The 16363-nt window shown below is 65.0% G+C and carries 15 protein-coding genes; 13 read left to right on the top strand and 2 right to left on the bottom strand.

The features are described 5' to 3' along the window. Positions 1-10 precede the first annotated feature (10 nt). On the bottom strand, positions 11-1390 hold the full coding sequence (locus AC2T4A_RS03545; protein ID WP_416744376.1) for a sigma-54 dependent transcriptional regulator: 1380 nt from the start codon (positions 1388-1390) through the stop codon (positions 11-13). 473 nt (positions 1391-1863) lie between these two features. Between AC2T4A_RS03545 and AC2T4A_RS03550 the strand changes: the two genes are divergently transcribed. The 7 genes from AC2T4A_RS03550 to AC2T4A_RS03580 are packed head-to-tail and all read left to right on the top strand — an operon-like array spanning position 1864 to position 8166. Further along, entirely contained in the window at positions 1864-2703 is an 840-nt protein-coding gene (locus AC2T4A_RS03550; protein WP_416743816.1) for a FliM/FliN family flagellar motor switch protein, read from the top strand. Then, complete coding sequence (locus AC2T4A_RS03555; RefSeq protein ID WP_416743818.1) at positions 2700-3071, top strand: FliM/FliN family flagellar motor switch protein; 372 nt, start codon at positions 2700-2702, stop codon at positions 3069-3071. The genes AC2T4A_RS03550 and AC2T4A_RS03555 overlap by 4 nt, the downstream gene beginning before the upstream one ends. A gap of 2 nt (positions 3072-3073) precedes the next feature. Next, a complete protein-coding gene (gene fliP / locus AC2T4A_RS03560; RefSeq protein WP_416744378.1) occupies positions 3074-3841 on the top strand; it encodes a flagellar type III secretion system pore protein FliP in 768 nt (255 codons plus the stop codon). Positions 3842-3863: 22 nt separating this feature from the next. Then, a complete protein-coding gene (locus AC2T4A_RS03565) occupies positions 3864-4136 on the top strand; it encodes a flagellar biosynthetic protein FliQ (protein ID WP_045213351.1) in 273 nt (90 codons plus the stop codon). Between the two features lie 4 nt (positions 4137-4140). Then, positions 4141-4941 (top strand): flagellar biosynthetic protein FliR, encoded by an 801-nt coding sequence (fliR, locus tag AC2T4A_RS03570; protein WP_416743821.1) that lies wholly within the window; start codon positions 4141-4143, stop codon positions 4939-4941. Further along, positions 4934-6067 carry a flagellar biosynthesis protein FlhB gene (flhB, locus tag AC2T4A_RS03575; RefSeq protein WP_486742739.1) on the top strand — a complete coding sequence of 378 codons (1134 nt, stop codon included), beginning with the start codon at positions 4934-4936 and terminating at the stop codon, positions 6065-6067. The genes fliR and flhB overlap by 8 nt, the downstream gene beginning before the upstream one ends. A gap of 2 nt (positions 6068-6069) precedes the next feature. Further along, positions 6070-8166, top strand: a complete 2097-nt coding sequence (locus AC2T4A_RS03580) for a flagellar biosynthesis protein FlhA (RefSeq protein ID WP_416743825.1) — start codon at positions 6070-6072, stop codon at positions 8164-8166. A gap of 203 nt (positions 8167-8369) precedes the next feature. On the opposite strand, the gene AC2T4A_RS03585 is transcribed toward AC2T4A_RS03580, so the two are convergent. Further along, on the bottom strand, positions 8370-8732 hold the full coding sequence (locus tag AC2T4A_RS03585) for a PilZ domain-containing protein (protein WP_017521274.1): 363 nt from the start codon (positions 8730-8732) through the stop codon (positions 8370-8372). Between the two features lie 359 nt (positions 8733-9091). On the opposite strand from AC2T4A_RS03585, the gene AC2T4A_RS03590 reads away from it, so the two are divergent. From AC2T4A_RS03590 to AC2T4A_RS03615, 6 genes are all read left to right on the top strand, one after another. Beyond that, complete coding sequence (locus AC2T4A_RS03590) at positions 9092-10213, top strand: PAS domain-containing protein (RefSeq protein WP_486742740.1); 1122 nt, start codon at positions 9092-9094, stop codon at positions 10211-10213. 10 nt (positions 10214-10223) lie between these two features. Beyond that, a complete protein-coding gene (locus AC2T4A_RS03595; protein WP_478376831.1) occupies positions 10224-11660 on the top strand; it encodes a sigma-54 interaction domain-containing protein in 1437 nt (478 codons plus the stop codon). Between the two features lie 382 nt (positions 11661-12042). Further along, a complete protein-coding gene (locus tag AC2T4A_RS03600) occupies positions 12043-12642 on the top strand; it encodes a dimethylamine monooxygenase subunit DmmA family protein (RefSeq protein WP_486742741.1) in 600 nt (199 codons plus the stop codon). Then, positions 12639-13607 (top strand): PDR/VanB family oxidoreductase, encoded by a 969-nt coding sequence (locus AC2T4A_RS03605; RefSeq protein WP_486742742.1) that lies wholly within the window; start codon positions 12639-12641, stop codon positions 13605-13607. The genes AC2T4A_RS03600 and AC2T4A_RS03605 overlap by 4 nt, the downstream gene beginning before the upstream one ends. Before the next feature lie 14 nt (positions 13608-13621). Further along, positions 13622-14638, top strand: a complete 1017-nt coding sequence (locus AC2T4A_RS03610) for a heme-dependent oxidative N-demethylase family protein (RefSeq protein WP_416743832.1) — start codon at positions 13622-13624, stop codon at positions 14636-14638. A 109-nt stretch (positions 14639-14747) separates the two neighbouring features. Then, complete coding sequence (locus AC2T4A_RS03615; protein ID WP_486742743.1) at positions 14748-16277, top strand: APC family permease; 1530 nt, start codon at positions 14748-14750, stop codon at positions 16275-16277. Positions 16278-16363 lie beyond the last annotated feature (86 nt).

Below are 16363 nucleotides of genomic sequence, written 5' to 3' on the forward strand. Positions count from 1 at the left end.
GGAAACGAAATCAGAACTGCACCTGCACGCCCTGCTCGCGCATCGCGTTGAGTCGGTAGCGCAGCGCGCGGGTGGTCATGCCCAGGCTCTCGGCGGCCTTGGTCTTGTGCCCGCCGAATCGGCGGATGGTGTCGATCACGTGCTGGTATTCGGCGAGCTTGCCGCTGGCGCGCAGCGCGGCGCGGCCGCCTTCAGCCGCCAGCGGGATCACCGCGGCAACGGTGGCCATGGGCGCATCCGGCGCGGCCAGGCCGAGGTCGCGGGGCTGGATGAACAGGCCGTTGCGCAGCACCAGCGCGCGCTGCAGGGTGTTCTCCAGCTCGCGCACGTTGCCCGGCCAGTCGTGCTGCAGCAGCGCGCGGCTGGCGGACTCGGTGAGCAGGTCTTGTTCGGCGTCCTGCGGGGCGTACTGGCGGATGAAACGGCGCGCCAGCGGCAGTACATCTTCCTTGCGCTCGCGCAGGGGCGAGATGTGCAGCGGCAGCACGTCGAGGCGGAACATCAGGTCGGCGCGGAAGCGGCCCTCGCTGACCTCGGCCTGCAGGTCACGGTTGGTGGCGGCGATGATGCGTACGTCCAGTTCGATCTCGCGGCGCCCGCCCAGGCGCTCCACGCGCTGCTCCTGCAGCACGCGCAGCAGCTTGGCCTGCAGGGCCAGCGGCAGCTCGCCGATCTCGTCCAGCAGCAGGGTGCCGCCGTTGGCCAGTTCGAACTTGCCCGGCTGGGCATTCACCGCGCCGGTGAAGGCGCCGCGTTCGTGGCCGAAGAGGATGGATTCGAGCATCGCCTCGGGGATCGCCGCGCAGTTCACCGCAATAAAAGGCGCGTCCGGGCTGGCGATGCCGTGGATATAACGGGCCAGCAGCTCCTTGCCGGTGCCGGTTTCGCCGCTGATGAGGATCGGCGCGCGGGTCTGCGCGACGCGTTGCGCCATGGCCAGCAGGCGGCGGCCAGCCTGGGAGCGCGAAACGAACAGTTCCTGGGCGGCGCTGGAAGCTTCCTGGCGACGCAGCAACGCGGCCAGCTGGCCAGCGCCGAAGGGCGACAACAGGTAGTCGACGCAGCCCAGGTCGAGCAGGGTGGCGGCCTTGTCCTGCTCTTCATAGCCGACGATGGGCACTACATCGCGCTCGCGACCATCGCTGAGCAGCGCGCCGACCTGTGCATAAAGGTCAGGGGCGGGGAAGGCACCAGCAAGGATGAATAGCAGGGAAGCGTCGCTACGTGCACGGGCCAGTTCGGCGAAGCCGGAGAAGCGCTCGACGCGACAGCCTTCAGCCAGCAGCGTCTGCAAAAGGAGAGCGTGAGCGGCGTCCGAGGACGGCCCGATGATCGCAACTTTTTTCTGCGCAGGCCGCTCTTCGAGCAGCGTTTCACATAATTGATCGATCGACTGGCTTAAACTGTTCACCGCAACTTTCCATTCGCTAGTGCGTTCGAAAACCCTTGTCGTCGCTCAACGCCAGCATCAGCCGAAACCTATATCGGCGACTGCGGAACTTCTTAACAGAACGGGTATCTCACGGGTGGCATTGCAACAACTTCGTCATATGCGAATCGCTGCAACCTGTAACTAACTCACCCACACTAACAAGTGCCAGCACTACGCCATAGCTTCCCGCCGATTAATTTAAATCAATAGACAAAAAGTTCCGTCAAAAACAGCATTTGATATCTATTGATTTAATCGGACGACCTCAGATCGCTATCATTGCGCCACGTCAGCAGCCTGTGACGCAGAAGACACGGGCCCTCTGACAGACAGAGCATGCCGCGAGCAACGATCAGCCGATCCCGGCGGTCATGACACCTCCCGTGTCCTTGGGCAGATGGCAGATCGAACCTGGAAGTACGACGCTGAGCATGACTGGTAAATCAAAAGTCCACCATGGCGTGCCCGCCGATAGTCTGATTCGACTGAAACCGCAGAAACTCGGCCGGCATTATCACAAGATCCCGCAGTACATCAAAGAGATCTCCGGAAAATATCCGCGAATCATCAGCGACTATTTCCTGCGGCATTATCGAATCAATCTCGAACTGGACAACCTGACCATTCACGAGGAACTTCCCCGTGAACTGGAATGTTTATTCGATTCGCCCCTGGGCAAGTTCGGTTTCGCCATGGACCGTGCCCTGCTCACCGAAGTCATCGAGTGCTATTACGGCGGCACCGTGGTCGCCAATCGCGACACGCCGCCGATCAGCAGCTCCGAGCAGCGCATGCTCGATCGCCTCGGCCTGGACGTGGTGGACCTGTTCGGCCGCGCCCTGCTGATGGGCGAATCGGTCGGCCGCCTGCAGCAGATCGACCCCACCTACGAAGAGGTGCAGTGGGAGTATGTCGCCGAGTTCAGCTACGTCAGCCACCTGACCGGCCAACGCTCCTCGCTCTACCTCTACCTGGACAACCCGCTGGCGGACGAACTGACCCGCCGCCTCGCCGGCCCGCCGCCACCGCGCCTCACCGGCAACCCGGTGGAACACATCAAGCACCTGCCGCTGCGCCTGGATTGCGTGGTCGCCGCCGCGCGCCTGCCGCTGTCGCAGGTTTTGGCCCTTGAGCCGGGCGATGTGCTGACCATCCGCCCGCTGGAGCGCGTCGAAGTGCGGGTCAACCAGCAGAAGCTGTTCCGCGGCGCCATCTTCGAAGACGACGGCACCCTCTTCCTCTCCTCCCTGGAAAGCGTGAAAAACCCATGACCGGTTCTCTCTCCGACTCCGAGTTCGAGTCGCTGATCAACGACGGCGACCTGGGCCTCACCCAGGACGTCACCGACATCCCCGCCGAACCCGTGCGCGCGTCGCTGCCGCAGCAGGACCTGGCTTTCTTCGGCAAGATTCCGGTGAACGTCACCCTTGAAGTCGCCTCGGTGGAAATCTCGCTGAAGGAGTTGATGGACGTCGATGCCAACAGCGTGATCATCCTCGACAAGCTCGCCGGCGAACCGCTGGACGTGAAGGTCAACGGTGCGCTGTTCGCCAAGGCCGAAGTGGTGGTGATGAACGGCAATTACGGCCTGCGCGTGCTGGAACTGTGCGGCGCCAGCCTCGACGCCCTGACTGCCTGATGATGTTGCGCCGCTCCCTGACAGGCAGATCGCTGGCCGCGCTTGGCCTGCTCGTCGCCGCGCTCTGCCCGCTCTACGCACAGGCGGCCGGCGGCGAGGTCACGCTGTTCAACCTGCACGACACGGCGGACGGCCAGGCCTTCAGCGTCAAGCTGCAGATTCTCATCGTCATGACCCTGCTGGGCTTCCTCCCGGCCATGCTCATGCTGATGACCTGCTTCACCCGTTTCGTCATCGTGCTGGCCATCCTGCGCCAGGCCATCGGCCTGCAGCAGAGCCCGCCGAACAACGTGCTGGTGGGTATCGCGCTGATCATGACGCTGCTGGTGATGCGCCCGGTCTGGCAGGACATCTACGCCAACGCCTACCAACCCTTCGAGGCCGACCAGATCAGCCTGGAAGACGGCATGGGCCGCGCCAAGCAGACCCTGAGCCGCTTCATGCTGGCGCAGACCAACCGCACCTCGCTGGAGACCATGGTCAGCCTGGCCGGCGAGACGGTGCCGGAAAAACTGGAAGACCTGGACTTCTCCCTGCTGCTGCCGTCCTTCGTGCTCAGCGAGCTGAAAACCGCCTTCCAGCTGGGCTTCATGATCTTCATCCCGTTCCTGGTGATCGACCTGGTGGTGGCCAGCGTACTGATGGCGATGGGCATGATGATGCTCTCGCCGATGATGATCTCGCTGCCGTTCAAGCTGATGATCTTCGTGCTGGTGGACGGCTGGGCCCTGATGATGGGCACGCTGACCAGCAGCGTGCAGCCGTTCTAGCGGTCCTGACGGAACACTACAGATGCTCACTCCGGAAAGCGCCGTCGACATCGTTTCCAACGCCGTGCACATCACTGCGCTGATCGTCTGCGTGCTGATCGTGCCGAGCCTGATCGGTGGCCTGCTGGTGAGCATTTTCCAGGCCGCCACGCAGATCAACGAGCAGATGCTCAGCTTCCTGCCGCGCCTGCTGATCACCTTGGGGATGCTGGTGTTCGCCGGCCACTGGATCCTGCGCACCCTGTCCGAGCTGTTCATCGAGTCGTTCCACCAGGCAGGCCGCCTGGTCGGCTGATGCCATGCAACAAGGCGCATCCTTCCTGCAGGCCTTCGACTACCTGCAAACGCTGCAGGCCTGGTGGTGGCCCTTCTGCCGGATCATGGCGGTGTTCGCCCTGGCGCCGATCTTCAGCCACAAGGCAATCCCCATGCGCCTGCGCATCCTCCTCGGCCTGGCCCTGACCGTCGCCCTCGGCGCCGCGCTGCCGCGCCCACCGGCCATCGACCCGCTGTCCGCACAGGGCCTGCTGGTAGCGCTGGAACAGATTGCCTTCGGCCTGATGCTCGGGCTTTCGCTGATGCTGGTGTTCACCGTTTTCACCCTGGTGGGTGACGTGATCTCCACCCAGCTGGGCCTGAGCATGGCCGTCTACAACGACCCCATGAACGGCGTGTCGTCGTCCTCGATCCTCTACCAGCTGTACTTCATCCTGCTGGTGTTCCTGTTCCTCTCCATCGACGGCCACCTGCTGGTGGTGAGCATCCTCTACCAGAGCTTCGTCTACTGGCCGGTGGGCAGCGGGCTGCATTACCTGGGGCTGGAATCGGTGGTCGGCAGCCTCGCCTGGGTGTTCTCCGCCGCCGTGCTGATCACCTTGCCGGTGGTGTTCTGCATGACCCTGGTGCAGTTCTGCTTCGGTCTGCTCAACCGCATCTCGCCAGCGCTCAACCTGTTCTCCCTGGGCTTTCCCATGGCGATCCTGGCGGGCCTTGCGTGCATCTGGCTGACCCTGCCGGACATCCCCGAGAACTATCTGAAGCTCACCCGCCAGTTGCTCGACGCCATCGGCGTGATCTTCCGCGAGGGGCGCCATGGCTGACCAGCACAGCGCCCAGGAAAAGACGGAAGAGGCCTCCCAGCAGAAGCTCAGGAAGAGCCGCGAGGATGGCCAGGTCAGCCGCTCCAAGGACCTCTCCACCACGCTCTCGTTGCTGGCCACGCTCATCGCCCTGAAATTCTGCGTGGAGCATTTCTACCACGGCCTGAAGCAAGGCTTCGCGCTGTCCTTCATCGATCTGCGCAACAGCGAGATCGGCCTGAACGACCTGCCGCTGGTGCTCGGTCATCACCTGGTGCTGTTCATCACCACACTGCTGCCGTTGCTGGTCACGCCGCTGCTGGTGGTGCTGTTCTCGATGATCCCCGGCGGCTGGATCTTCTCCAGCAAGAACTTCATGCCCAAGTTCTCCAAGCTCAACCCCATCACCGGGCTGGGTCGCATCTTCTCGCTGCAGAACTGGACCGAGCTGGCCAAGTCGCTGCTGAAGATCGCCGTGCTGATTGCCGTCGCCCTCGACCAGTTGCACGGTGCCCTGCCCGGCCTGCTCGCCTTGCAGCGCGGCGACGTGCGCACGGCCATCGCCACGGCCTTCGGCACCTTCTACGACATCACGCTTTCTCTGCTGGTGGTGTTCATCCTGTTCTCGGTCATCGACATCCCGATCCAGTACTTCTTCTTCAAGAAGAAGCTGCGCATGACCAAGCAGGAGCGCAAGGAAGAACACAAGAACCAGGAAGGCCGCCCGGAAGTGAAGGCGCGCATCCGCCAGTTACAGCGCCAGCTGGTGCACCGGCAGATCAGCAAGACGATCAAGACCGCCGATGTGGTGATCGTCAACCCGGTGCACTTCGCCGTGGCGCTGCGCTACGACCCGAAGAAGGCCCAGGCGCCCTACGTGGTCGCCAAGGGCCTGGACGAGACCGCGCTGTACATCCGCAAGATGGCCAAGGCTCACGATCTGGAAGTGCTCGAACTGCCGCCGCTGGCCCGCGCCATCTACGCCACCACCCAGGTGAACCAGCAGATTCCTGCGCAGCTGTACAAGGCCGTGGCCCACGTCCTCACCTACATCCTCCAGCTCAAGGCCTGGCGCTCCGGGCGCCGTGAACGCCCGGAGCTGATACGCAACGTCCCCATTCCCGAAGAACTGCTGAACAGAGTCTGACCATGCGCCTACTGCAGTCACTATTGCCGACCTTCCAGAGCGGCCGCATCGGCATCCCGCTGATCATCCTGTCGATCCTCTCGATGATCATCCTGCCGCTGCCGCCACTGGTGCTGGACGCCCTGTTCACCTTCAACATCGTCGTGGCGATCCTGGTGCTGCTGGTCAGCGTGTCATCGAAGAGTCCGCTGGACTTCTCGCTGCTGCCCACGGTGATCCTGGTCACCACGCTGCTGCGCCTGACCCTGAACGTCGCCTCCACCCGCGTGGTGCTGCTCGACGGCCACACCGGCACCGGCGCAGCGGGCAAGGTGATCGAAGCCTTCGGCCACGTGGTGATCGGCGGCAACTTCATCGTCGGCCTGATCGTCTTCGTGATCCTGATGATCATCAACTTCATGGTCATCACCAAGGGTGGCGAGCGCATCTCCGAGGTGACTGCGCGCTTTACCCTGGACGCCCTGCCCGGCAAGCAGATGGCCATCGACGCCGACCTCAACGCCGGCCTGATCGACCAGAACGAAGCCAAGCGCCGGCGCTCGGAAGTGGCCAAGGAAGCCGACTTCTACGGCGCGATGGACGGCGCCTCGAAGTTCGTCCGCGGCGACGCCATCGCCGGTATCCTGATCCTGCTGATCAACCTGTTCGGCGGCCTGGCCATCGGCGTGTTCGTCTATGACCTGCCCGCCGGTGCGGCCTTCCAGCGCTACGCCCTGCTGACCATCGGCGACGGCCTGGTGGCGCAGATTCCGGCGCTGCTGCTGTCCACTGCGGCGGCGATCATCGTCACACGGGTCAACGAATCGGCGGAAATCACCAGCCTGGTGCGCAAGCAGATGCTGGCCTCGCCGTCGCTGCTCTATACCGTCGCCGGCATCCTGGTCGTGCTCGGCCTGGTGCCGGGCATGCCGCACATGGCGTTCTTCGCCTTCGCCGCGCTGGTGGCCTTCATCGCCTGGCGCCTGTCGCTGGCCGGCCCGCCGATCGAAGCGCAGACCCTGGAGCAGACCCAGGCGCTGACGCACGCCATGGACCAGGAGCGCGCCCAGCAGTTGGGCTGGGAAGACATCCCACTGGTGGAGCGCCTGTCGATCTCGCTGGGCTACAAGCTGGTCAGCCTGGTCAACGAAGCCAGCGGCGCGCCGCTGCCGCAGAGGATTCGCGGGGTACGCCAGACGCTCTCGGAGAACCTCGGTTTCCTCCTGCCGGAAGTGCAGATCCGCGACAGCCTGCGCCTGAAAGCCTCGCAGTACGCCATCCACATCAACGGCGAGCGCATCGACGGCGCGGAAATCCACGCCGACCGGCTGATGGCGATTCCCTCGCCGGAGCTCTATGGCGAGATCGACGGCATCCTCGGCGTCGACCCGGCGTACCGCATGCAGGTGGTGTGGATTCTGCCGGCGGACAAGTCCCGCGCGCTGAACCTGGGCTACCAGGTGATCGACTGCGCCAGCGTGGTCGCCACGCACCTGAACAAGGTGGTGCGCGAGCACCTGCCGGACATCTTCAAGCACGACGACGTCGAGCACCTGATGCAACGCCTGACCCTGCAGGCGCCCAAGCTGGCCGAATCGCTGAAGGCGCAGCTCACCTATTCACAGCAGCATCGGGTGTTCCGCCAGTTGCTCCAGGAAGAGGTCGCGCTCAAGGATATCGTCACCATCGCCAGTGCCCTGCTCGAAGGCAGCGAGACCACCAAGGACCCGGTGCTGCTGGCCTCCGACGTGCGCTATGCGCTGCGCCGCAGCATCGTGTCGTCGATTGCCGGCGACCGCCCGGAGCTGAGCGTGTTCGTGCTGGAGAATGCTTTGGAAAACACCCTGCTCGGCGCCCTGAGCATCGCCCAGCAGGCCGGCCCGGTGAGCCTGGACAACATCCCGGTGGAGCCCAGCCTGCTCAACCAGTTGCAGCACAGCATGCCGGTGGTGAAGGAAAAGCTGCGCAAGGAAGGCCACCCGCCGATCCTCACCGTGATGCCGCAGCTGCGGCCGCTGCTGGCACGTTATGCGCGGGTGTTCAGCCCGGGGTTGCACGTGCTGTCGCAGAACGAGATTCCGGAGCGGGTGGGGGTGCAGATTCTGGGGACGCTGGGGTAAGGCGTTTTCGAGAGATTCGGGAGTTGGGGCTGCCCTCTCCCTAACCCTCTCCCTGAAGGAAGAGGGGACTGTCCCGGCTGGGCTGAAGATTCAACGCACGCCGGCTGACTCCGAAACAACCCCAGCATGCCGAATGGCTCCCTCTCCCTTCAGGGAGAGGGCTGGGGAGAGGGTGCAACAGACCGCACCCAGGACAACCCCCATCACGACAACCGCGCCCGCCCCAACAGACTGCGGTTGAAACTCACCGACATCGACGTCACCAGCTCGGTAAACGCCGCACTCGGCCGATCCAGCTTGAAGCCCTGTTCGAAGCGCGCATTCTTGGCGTCCTTCTTCGACCACTGGCAGATGGCAGTGATGTCCACCGAGCGCGTGTGATCCTCGCGCACCGGAATCTCCAGCCGCATGTCGTAACAGCTACCCGGCGCCAGTGGCTCCTCCGTCACCAGCCGCAGGCCTCCCATCGAGACGTCCAGGACCACCCCCATGGGGTCGCCGCTCAGGCGGTTGGTCACGTTGATCTGGCCGATGTGGCGGAAGGTCAAACGACGGTGCTTGCGCATGGGGGCCTCTTGTAGAGAACGGGCTCTGGGACGGGCGCTTCTGCAACGAAACGCGCGCGCATCCTAGCAGCGCCAGCACCTCAAACGAACTCAAAAGCTATCAACTGGCCAGCACTGAGCAGGAAATCGAGCGCCTTCCATCGCCCGGCGCACCGCTGCAGCCATGCAGCGGATACTCTGCGATCTGCGCTGCGCGATTGCCCGCAGTGCTGCGATTTTGCACACACCCCTCTGCGCCACCCCACGGTGCCTGGGCGTTTCAGGCTGGCATGCAACATGCCTTGCTCATTCCTCTGGCCGCTTGGCGGCCACGCCGCCGTGTTGGGAAATTGCCTTGGAGATCTGCCTTGGAGGGAAAAATGGACCCGCTAAAACTGCTGCTGGACAGGGGCCTGTTGCTGTCCGACAGCCTGACGTCCCAGGGACGCTTCATCGAGGTCTCCGCCGAGCAGACAGACCAGCTCGGCTATGCACCGGGATCCCTGGACGGCCAGGGCGCCGAGCTGATCTACACCGCCGACTCGCTGAACGCGCTGTTGCAGTTGTTCGCCAGCCCACCGGCCGATGAGCGCGTGCAGGACCTGGAGCTGACCCTGATCCGCCACAACGGCGGCCTGCTGCCGGTGCTCGCCAGCGGCGTGCTGCAATGGCGCGACGGTGAGCCGGCGCGCCTGCATCTGGTGAAGATGCCGCTGGGCCCGGTCAGCCGCCGCCTGGGCGAGCTGCAGAGCGCCAACGAAGTGATGAGCCAGATGCTCTTCAGCGCGCGGGTGGCCTACTGGTGCATCGAGTTCGCCGAGTCGGTGGACGTGCGTGAGACACCCGACGAGATCGTCCGCCAGGTGTTCGAAAACCGCTCCTACTGGCGCATGTGCAACCGCGCCATGGCCAACATCTACGAGATGCCCGCCGACGTCGACTTCAGCGAGCAGCCGGTGCGCCTGTATTGGCCACGCAGCCCGGCCAACGAAGAGTTCGTGCGGCGCCTGATCGAAGCGGAGTTCCACGTCGATGGCGCACTGTCGGTGGACCGTCGCCATGACGGCTCGCCGGCCTACGTGGAGAACGACGTGCGCGCCAGCATCCACAACGGTCGCATGCTGCGCATGTGGGGCAGCCTGCGCGACGTCAGCCAGGAACTGCGCATGCAGCACGACGCCGAGCAACGCATCGAGGCGCTGCGCCGCGTATTCGACGCCGTGCCCGACGCCGTGCTGGTGATCGACGAAGCCGCCCAGCCGCAATGGCGCAACGCTGCCTTCGAGCAAACCTTCGGCATCACCCGTGCGGCCGGGCTGGCCTCGACGCTGAACCGCATGCCCTTGCCCGAACGCACCTGGCAGGTGCTCGACCTGCCCGACCAGTTCGGCAACTACCAGTCCTTCAACAGCCACTGCTCGCGCATCCTCATCCGCGAGGGCGTGGCCTGGCGCGTCTTCGTGCTGCGCTTGGCGAACAAGGCGACGGAGCTCCATCCATGAGCAAAGAAGCATGAGCGAAGAAGGCTTCTTTGCGCCGCTGCGCATGGGCATGCGCTCGTCGGTCAGCGCGTCGGGGGAGATGCTCTCGGCGCTGCTGGAGACGCCAGCGCTGCATGCCCTGCTCGACAGTTTCAGCGAGGCGCTGATCGTCTGCGACGGCGACTCGCGGGTGCGCTTCATCAACCTCGCGGCGGAGCGCGTCAACCGCGTCACCCGCGTCGACGTGCTGGGCCTGCCGGACGTGGACTTCTTCCAGCGCTCGGCGCTGCAGTTCGACGACTTCCAGCAGGCCCTGCGCCGTGGTGGCAAGAGCGCGCTGACCCGCTCGCGCGATGGCCGGGTGTTCCTCACCCGCGCCCAGGCGGTACCCACCGGCGCCTACGAGAAGCCCTACAGCCTGCTGATCCAGCGCGAGTACGAGCCGGGCACGGCGGGCAGCCTGCGCAGCCCTTCCGGGCGCGCCTCGACCACCGACCTGCAGGGCCTGGGCGACCCGCAGGACAACGCCCTGCACATGTCGCCGCTGCTCTCCTCCATCGCCGACATGGGCGTGCGCGCCTTCCGTCGCCGCGCGCGCCTGCTGCTGCTCGGCGAGCCCGGCGTGGGCAAGACCGCCATCGCCCGGCACATCCACCGCGCCGCCGGCTGGGGCGACCGGCCCTTCATCGACGTGAACTGCGCAAGCATCCCGGAAACCCTGTTCGAATCGGAGATGTTCGGCTACGAGCGTGGCGCCTTCACCGGCGCGCTGCAGTCTGGCAAGCGCGGCTACATAGAGAGCGCTTCGGGCGGCACGCTGTTCCTCGACGAGATCGGCGAGATCCCGCTGCAAGTGCAGGCCAAGCTGCTCAAGTTCCTCGAAGACGGCACCATCCAGCCGGTGGGCTCGCCATTGTCGAAACAGGTCCAGGTGCAGGTGATCGCCGCCACCAACAAGGATTTGCGCGCCCAGGTGGCAGCCGGCGAATTCCGCGCCGACCTCTACTACCGCCTGGCCGTCCTGCCGGTGGAAATCCCGCCGCTGCGCGCCCACCGTGACGACCTGCCGGTGCTGATGGATATCCTCCTAGCGCGCATCAACCGCGACCGCCAGCCGCCGCTGCGGCTCGCCTCGGGCTGCCGCGAGCGCCTGCTGGGCTACGACTACCCCGGCAACATCCGCGAGCTGGTGAACATCTTCGAGCGCCTCGCCGTGCTGGCCGACGATGTGGCGGAAGAACTGCACCTGCCGCCGGAACTGCTCGGCGCACCGCCGGCCGGCAGCCCCATCGCCGCCGACGATCCGGCTGCGACCATCGACGACCAGCCGCTCAAGGCCCAGGTGCAGCGCTACGAACGCCAGGTCATCCTGCGCGCGGTGCGCCTGTGCGGCAGCAAGCGCAAGGCGGCGATCCACCTGGGCATCGATGTCGGTACGCTGATCCGCAAGCTGCAGCGCGACGACTGACGCGCCCCGAAGAGCCTTCGTAGGAGCGGACTCTGTCCGCGATGTGCAACAGGCCGGCTCCGAGCAGCCGGCAATCGATCGCGGACAAAGTCCGCTCCTACCCGAGACCCACCTCCCGGTGCGAGACCGATTGGTCACCGGGGGTTCCCGCACCCGAGAGAAATCCCCTGCGACAATCCACCGCTGCAAGCCTGCCTACAGGCGTTGTCATTTCTGCTTACACCCCCGATCTCGTATTTTTATTTTTCCTTTAAATTTCAATTACTTAACTATTTGGCACAGTCTGTGCCCTGTCTTCTTCGACCCGTGACCGTGCACGGGTCCTCGAATCGCGTCGGCGTTCTCACCACAGAGCGCCGGCAGTTCTGGAGGCACAAGAATAATGCTCATCACAGGTATCAAGAGCCGGCCGGTCTACGACCAGTTGCGCCCGCTCGCCGGTGGCAACCACCACATCATCGCCGGCCAGGGCAGCGGCGGCGGCGCCATGCTCCGCCTGCTCGCCGAAATGCCGCGCACCGCGCCCATCCGCGTGCTGTATTCCAGCGAATCCTTCTCCGGCCAGGATCACCTCGCCGCGCTGCGCGACATCACTGATGTCGAATTGTCGATCTACCCGAGCAACCGCGCGCTGGTCGATGACCTGCACGCCCTGCTGGGGCAGTCGCGCATGGGTACCCGCCTGTACCTGGCCGGTTCCGAGAGCTTCATCGGCACCGCCATGCAGGCCGCCGACGCGATCAACCTGAACAAGGACGAAGTGCTGCGCGAGCACGCCGGGTCCTTCGTGCGCCGTGTCTGGTGCGTGCATTGCGACGGCTACACCGAGAACGTCACCCAGCGCGTTTTCGACTGCCCGCACTGCGCCCGCACCCTGGTGGTCCGCGACCACTACTCCCGCCGCCTCGCCGCCTTCCAGGCCGTGAAGGCTGACGCCGAAGTCCCCGGCGAACTGCCCGAAGCCGAGGAGCTCGACACATGAGCCAGTCCAACGGAACCCTGAATGTCCGCGTTACCCATATCGAGCAGGTGACCCCGGAGATCAAGCGCTTCACCCTGGCCTCCACCGACGGCGCGCACCTGACGCCCTTCTCCGGCGGCAGCAACGTCGTGGTGCTGATGCCCCACGCGGCCGGCACCTACCGCAACGCCTACTCACTGATGAGCTCGCCCTACGACGCCAGCGCCTACCAGATCGCCGTACGCCGCGTAGAAGAAGGCCGTGGCGGCTCGAAACACATGCACGACGTGGTGCAGGAAGGCGACGAGCTGGAAATCCTCCGCCCGGTGAACCTGTTCCCGCTGAGCAAGCACGCGCGCCTGCACCTGTTCATCGCCGGCGGCGTGGGCATCACCCCGGTGTGCTCGCAACTGGCCGAACTGCGCCTGCGCGGCACGCCCTTCGAAGTGCACCTGGCGGTGCGCGGCGATGCCCATGCGCGCCTGGGTGAAGAGCTGCTACGCGAATACGGCGATGCCGTGCACCTCTACCGCGACGACCGCGGCGAGCGCCTGAACATTGCCGAAGTGCTGGCCGACCGACCGCTGGGCAGCGACGTCTACGTCTGCGGCCCCGAGGGCATGATCCAGGCGACCCTCTCCGCCGCCCACGCCCACGGCTGGACCGACAGCCACATCCACTACGAACGCTTCCTCGAACAGGGCAGCGTCGGCGAGGCGTTCCAGGTCACCCTGGCGCGCAGCGGCGCGACCATCCAGGTTTCGCCTGACCAGAGCCTGCTGGAAGCCGCCGAGGCCGCCGGCCATGAAATCCCGTACCTGTGCCGCGGCGGCGCCTGCGGCATGTGCGAGACCAACGTCCTCGAACTGGATGGCGAAATCCTCCACACCGACGACTGGCTGTCCGACGAGGACAAGGCCGCCAACAAGAAAATCATGCCCTGCGTGTCGCGTGCCAAGTGCTCGCGGCTGGTCATCGACTGCTGAGCCGGAGAACGACCATGACCATCCAATTCCGCCCCGACGAAACCTACCGCGACGACTACACCTACGCCAACAGCCAGGCCTGCATCGACCGCGCGCCCTGGCCCTTCCCGGACGACGAGTACATGTACTCGATGAACCTGGAGCCGCACGTCAGCGTAGGCAACGATGCCTTCCGCGCGGTGTTCGACATCGACGAGCACTACATCAGCGAGTGCCGCGACCGTGCGATCACCCTGGAGAAGGACCCGGGCATGCACTACGTCTCCGCGCCGCACATGATGGAGGCGCAGTGGGACCTGCTCGAGCTGATCATGGAGTCCTACGCCAAGGACTACCCGGAGTACTTCTCCCTGGAGAAGGACGGCACCCGCTGGCACTGGACCAACAAGCTGCTGAACATCGACGACACCTTCACATTCGGTGATCCGTCGACCCTGCCCTTTGAACCGATGGAGTACGTCACCCGCCAGGCCCAGGGCGACTGGGTCCTGCAGGAAGAGCGCGACGGCACCCTGTACTGGGGCGCGGGCATCGCCACCCAGCGCGCCGACTATTCGCTGCGCTTCAACCTGGGCATGGCCTGGCACGAGTTCCACGGCCCGGTGCCGCTGGTGAAGGAAACCGGCATGCTCGACCGCGCGCTGAAGTTCCTCCTGCGCCTGCGCAACGGCCACCCGGTGCGTCGCCTGAACTGGTCGCTGACCGTCAACCCGCGCCTGGATGTCTCTGCCGAGTCCCTGCCCGAGTGGGCGCCGGACCGCACCACGGTGACCGCCGAGAACGCCGGGAAAAAGGTCTACTTGCGCATCGAACTGCAACCGCTGCACCGTCTGCCGCGCAGCAACGCCATCGTGTTCCCGATCCGCACCTACCTGCTGAGCCTGGAAGACATCGCCACCAACCCGGCGTGGGCCAAGCGCATGCACCGCGTGCTCAAGTCCCTCGACCAGCAGTTGGTCGACTACAAGGGCTTCACCCGCTACCACCGGCAAGCCGTGGAGTGGCTCTCGCAGTTCGATGACGGCCAGTGACCGTCACTTTTTACCCATAAGAAACACACCCGAAAAGGGAACCGGCGGGCGTCGTGAGGCCCGCCGGCCGATTGCCTTCTGCCCATCAACCCCCTGAGAGGAAACAACGATGAGTGGGTCCCCTGCCAAGCGTGCCGCTGGCGCTACCGATCATGACGCCGAGCAGCTCGCTGCCCTCGGCTACAGCTCCAACTTCGAACGCAGCATGGGCCTGTGGGAGAACTTCTCCCTGGGCTTCACCTATCTGTCGCCGGTCGTCGGCGTCTACACCCTGTTCGGCCTGTGCCTGGCCGCGGGTGGTCCGCCGATGTTCTGGACCTACCTGCTGATCGGCCTGGGCCAACTGCTGGTGTGCCTGGTGTTCTGCGAAGTGGTCTCGCAATTCCCCATCTCCGGGGGCGTCTACCCCTGGGCGCGTCGCCTGGTGGGCAAGCGCTGGGCGTGGATGGTCGGCTGGGTGTATGCCTGGGCGCTGTGTACCTCCATCGCCGGCATCGCCGTGGGCGCCAGCCCGTACATGGCCGCCATGCTCGGCTTCGAGATGCACGGCAACGCCGCCATCGGCATCGCCCTGGGCCTGATCGCCCTGTCCACCGTGCTCAACCTGTCCGGCACCAAACTGCTGGCCCGCGTCGCCATGTTCGGCTTCATCTGCGAACTGGGCGGTGCGCTGCTGGTCGGCGGCTACCTGCTGATCTTCGAGCGTCACAACGATTTCAGCGTGCTGTTCAACACCTTCGACATCAAGGTCGACGGCAGCTACTGGCCGGCCTTCCTCGCCGCATCCCTGGCGGGGCTGTTCCAGTACTACGGCTTCGAGGCCTGCGGTGACGTCGCCGAGGAAACCCCGAACCCCGGCAAGATGATCCCCAAGACCATGCGCATGACCATCTACATCGGCGGTGCGGCGGCGATGTTCGCCTGCCTGGCGCTGATCCTCTCGGTGCCGGATATCCAGCGCGTGATCAACGGCGAAGACACCGATCCGGTCACTACCATCCTGGCCAATGCCTTCGGCCCGGTGGGTTCGAAGCTGGTGATGGCAGTGGTGATGGTGTCGTTCGTGTCCTGCGTACTGAGCCTGCAAGCTGCCGCCAGCCGCCTGCTGTTCGCCTATGCCCGCGATGAGATGATCGTCGGCAGCAAGGCCCTGTCGAAGCTCAACACCAACCACGTACCGGCGGTCGCACTGATGGTGGCAGGCGTGATGCCGGCAGCCATTGTCTGCCTGGGTCTGTTCATGGCTGATGCGGTGGCCACCATCGTCGGCTTCGCCGCGATTGGCATCTACATCGCGTTCCAGCTGATCGTCGTTGCCGCGCTGATCGCCCGCGCCAAGGGCTGGGCGCCGGGTGGCCAGTTCACGCTGGGCAAGTGGGGCGTGCCGGTGAACGTCGCCGCGCTGATCTATGGCGTGGCGGCGATCACCAACATGGTCTGGCCACGCACCCCGGACGCACCCTGGTACATGAACTACTCGATGATCCTCACCACGGCGATCGTGCTCGGCGCCGGCCTGCTCTACATGCTGCTGGCCAAGCCCTACGACAAGGGCACGGCACCGGCGGGCGACGCCCACCGGATCTCCCGCCGCCAATCATCCGTGCGCGCAACTGGCGCGCTGTCCGAACCGGCTTGATCGCAACGTTGACGCAATTCGGGCCATACGCCTGAGGGGCTGCGTCTGGAGCGTCACCTTTCCCCGGTGACGCTCCCCTGCGTTTG

Source organism: Pseudomonas sp. PVC-3-1 (genome assembly GCF_057444315.1).

Excerpts from the sequence above, each read along its gene's own strand:
- AC2T4A_RS03565 (WP_045213351.1), top strand. The coding sequence starts at position 3,864 with ATGCTCACTCCGGAAAGCGCCGTCGACATCGTTTCCAACGCCGTGCAC.
- AC2T4A_RS03585 (WP_017521274.1), bottom strand. The coding sequence starts at position 8,732 with ATGCGCAAGCACCGTCGTTTGACCTTCCGCCACATCGGCCAGATCAAC.
- AC2T4A_RS03580 (WP_416743825.1), top strand. The coding sequence starts at position 6,070 with ATGCGCCTACTGCAGTCACTATTGCCGACCTTCCAGAGCGGCCGCATC.
- flhB (WP_486742739.1), top strand. The coding sequence starts at position 4,934 with ATGGCTGACCAGCACAGCGCCCAGGAAAAGACGGAAGAGGCCTCCCAG.
- AC2T4A_RS03615 (WP_486742743.1), top strand. The coding sequence starts at position 14,748 with ATGAGTGGGTCCCCTGCCAAGCGTGCCGCTGGCGCTACCGATCATGAC.
- fliP (WP_416744378.1), top strand. The coding sequence starts at position 3,074 with ATGTTGCGCCGCTCCCTGACAGGCAGATCGCTGGCCGCGCTTGGCCTG.
- AC2T4A_RS03555 (WP_416743818.1), top strand. The coding sequence starts at position 2,700 with ATGACCGGTTCTCTCTCCGACTCCGAGTTCGAGTCGCTGATCAACGAC.
- AC2T4A_RS03595 (WP_478376831.1), top strand. The coding sequence starts at position 10,224 with ATGAGCGAAGAAGGCTTCTTTGCGCCGCTGCGCATGGGCATGCGCTCG.
- fliR (WP_416743821.1), top strand. The coding sequence starts at position 4,141 with ATGCAACAAGGCGCATCCTTCCTGCAGGCCTTCGACTACCTGCAAACG.
- AC2T4A_RS03605 (WP_486742742.1), top strand. The coding sequence starts at position 12,639 with ATGAGCCAGTCCAACGGAACCCTGAATGTCCGCGTTACCCATATCGAG.
- AC2T4A_RS03600 (WP_486742741.1), top strand. The coding sequence starts at position 12,043 with ATGCTCATCACAGGTATCAAGAGCCGGCCGGTCTACGACCAGTTGCGC.
- AC2T4A_RS03550 (WP_416743816.1), top strand. The coding sequence starts at position 1,864 with ATGACTGGTAAATCAAAAGTCCACCATGGCGTGCCCGCCGATAGTCTG.
- AC2T4A_RS03610 (WP_416743832.1), top strand. The coding sequence starts at position 13,622 with ATGACCATCCAATTCCGCCCCGACGAAACCTACCGCGACGACTACACC.
- AC2T4A_RS03590 (WP_486742740.1), top strand. The coding sequence starts at position 9,092 with ATGGACCCGCTAAAACTGCTGCTGGACAGGGGCCTGTTGCTGTCCGAC.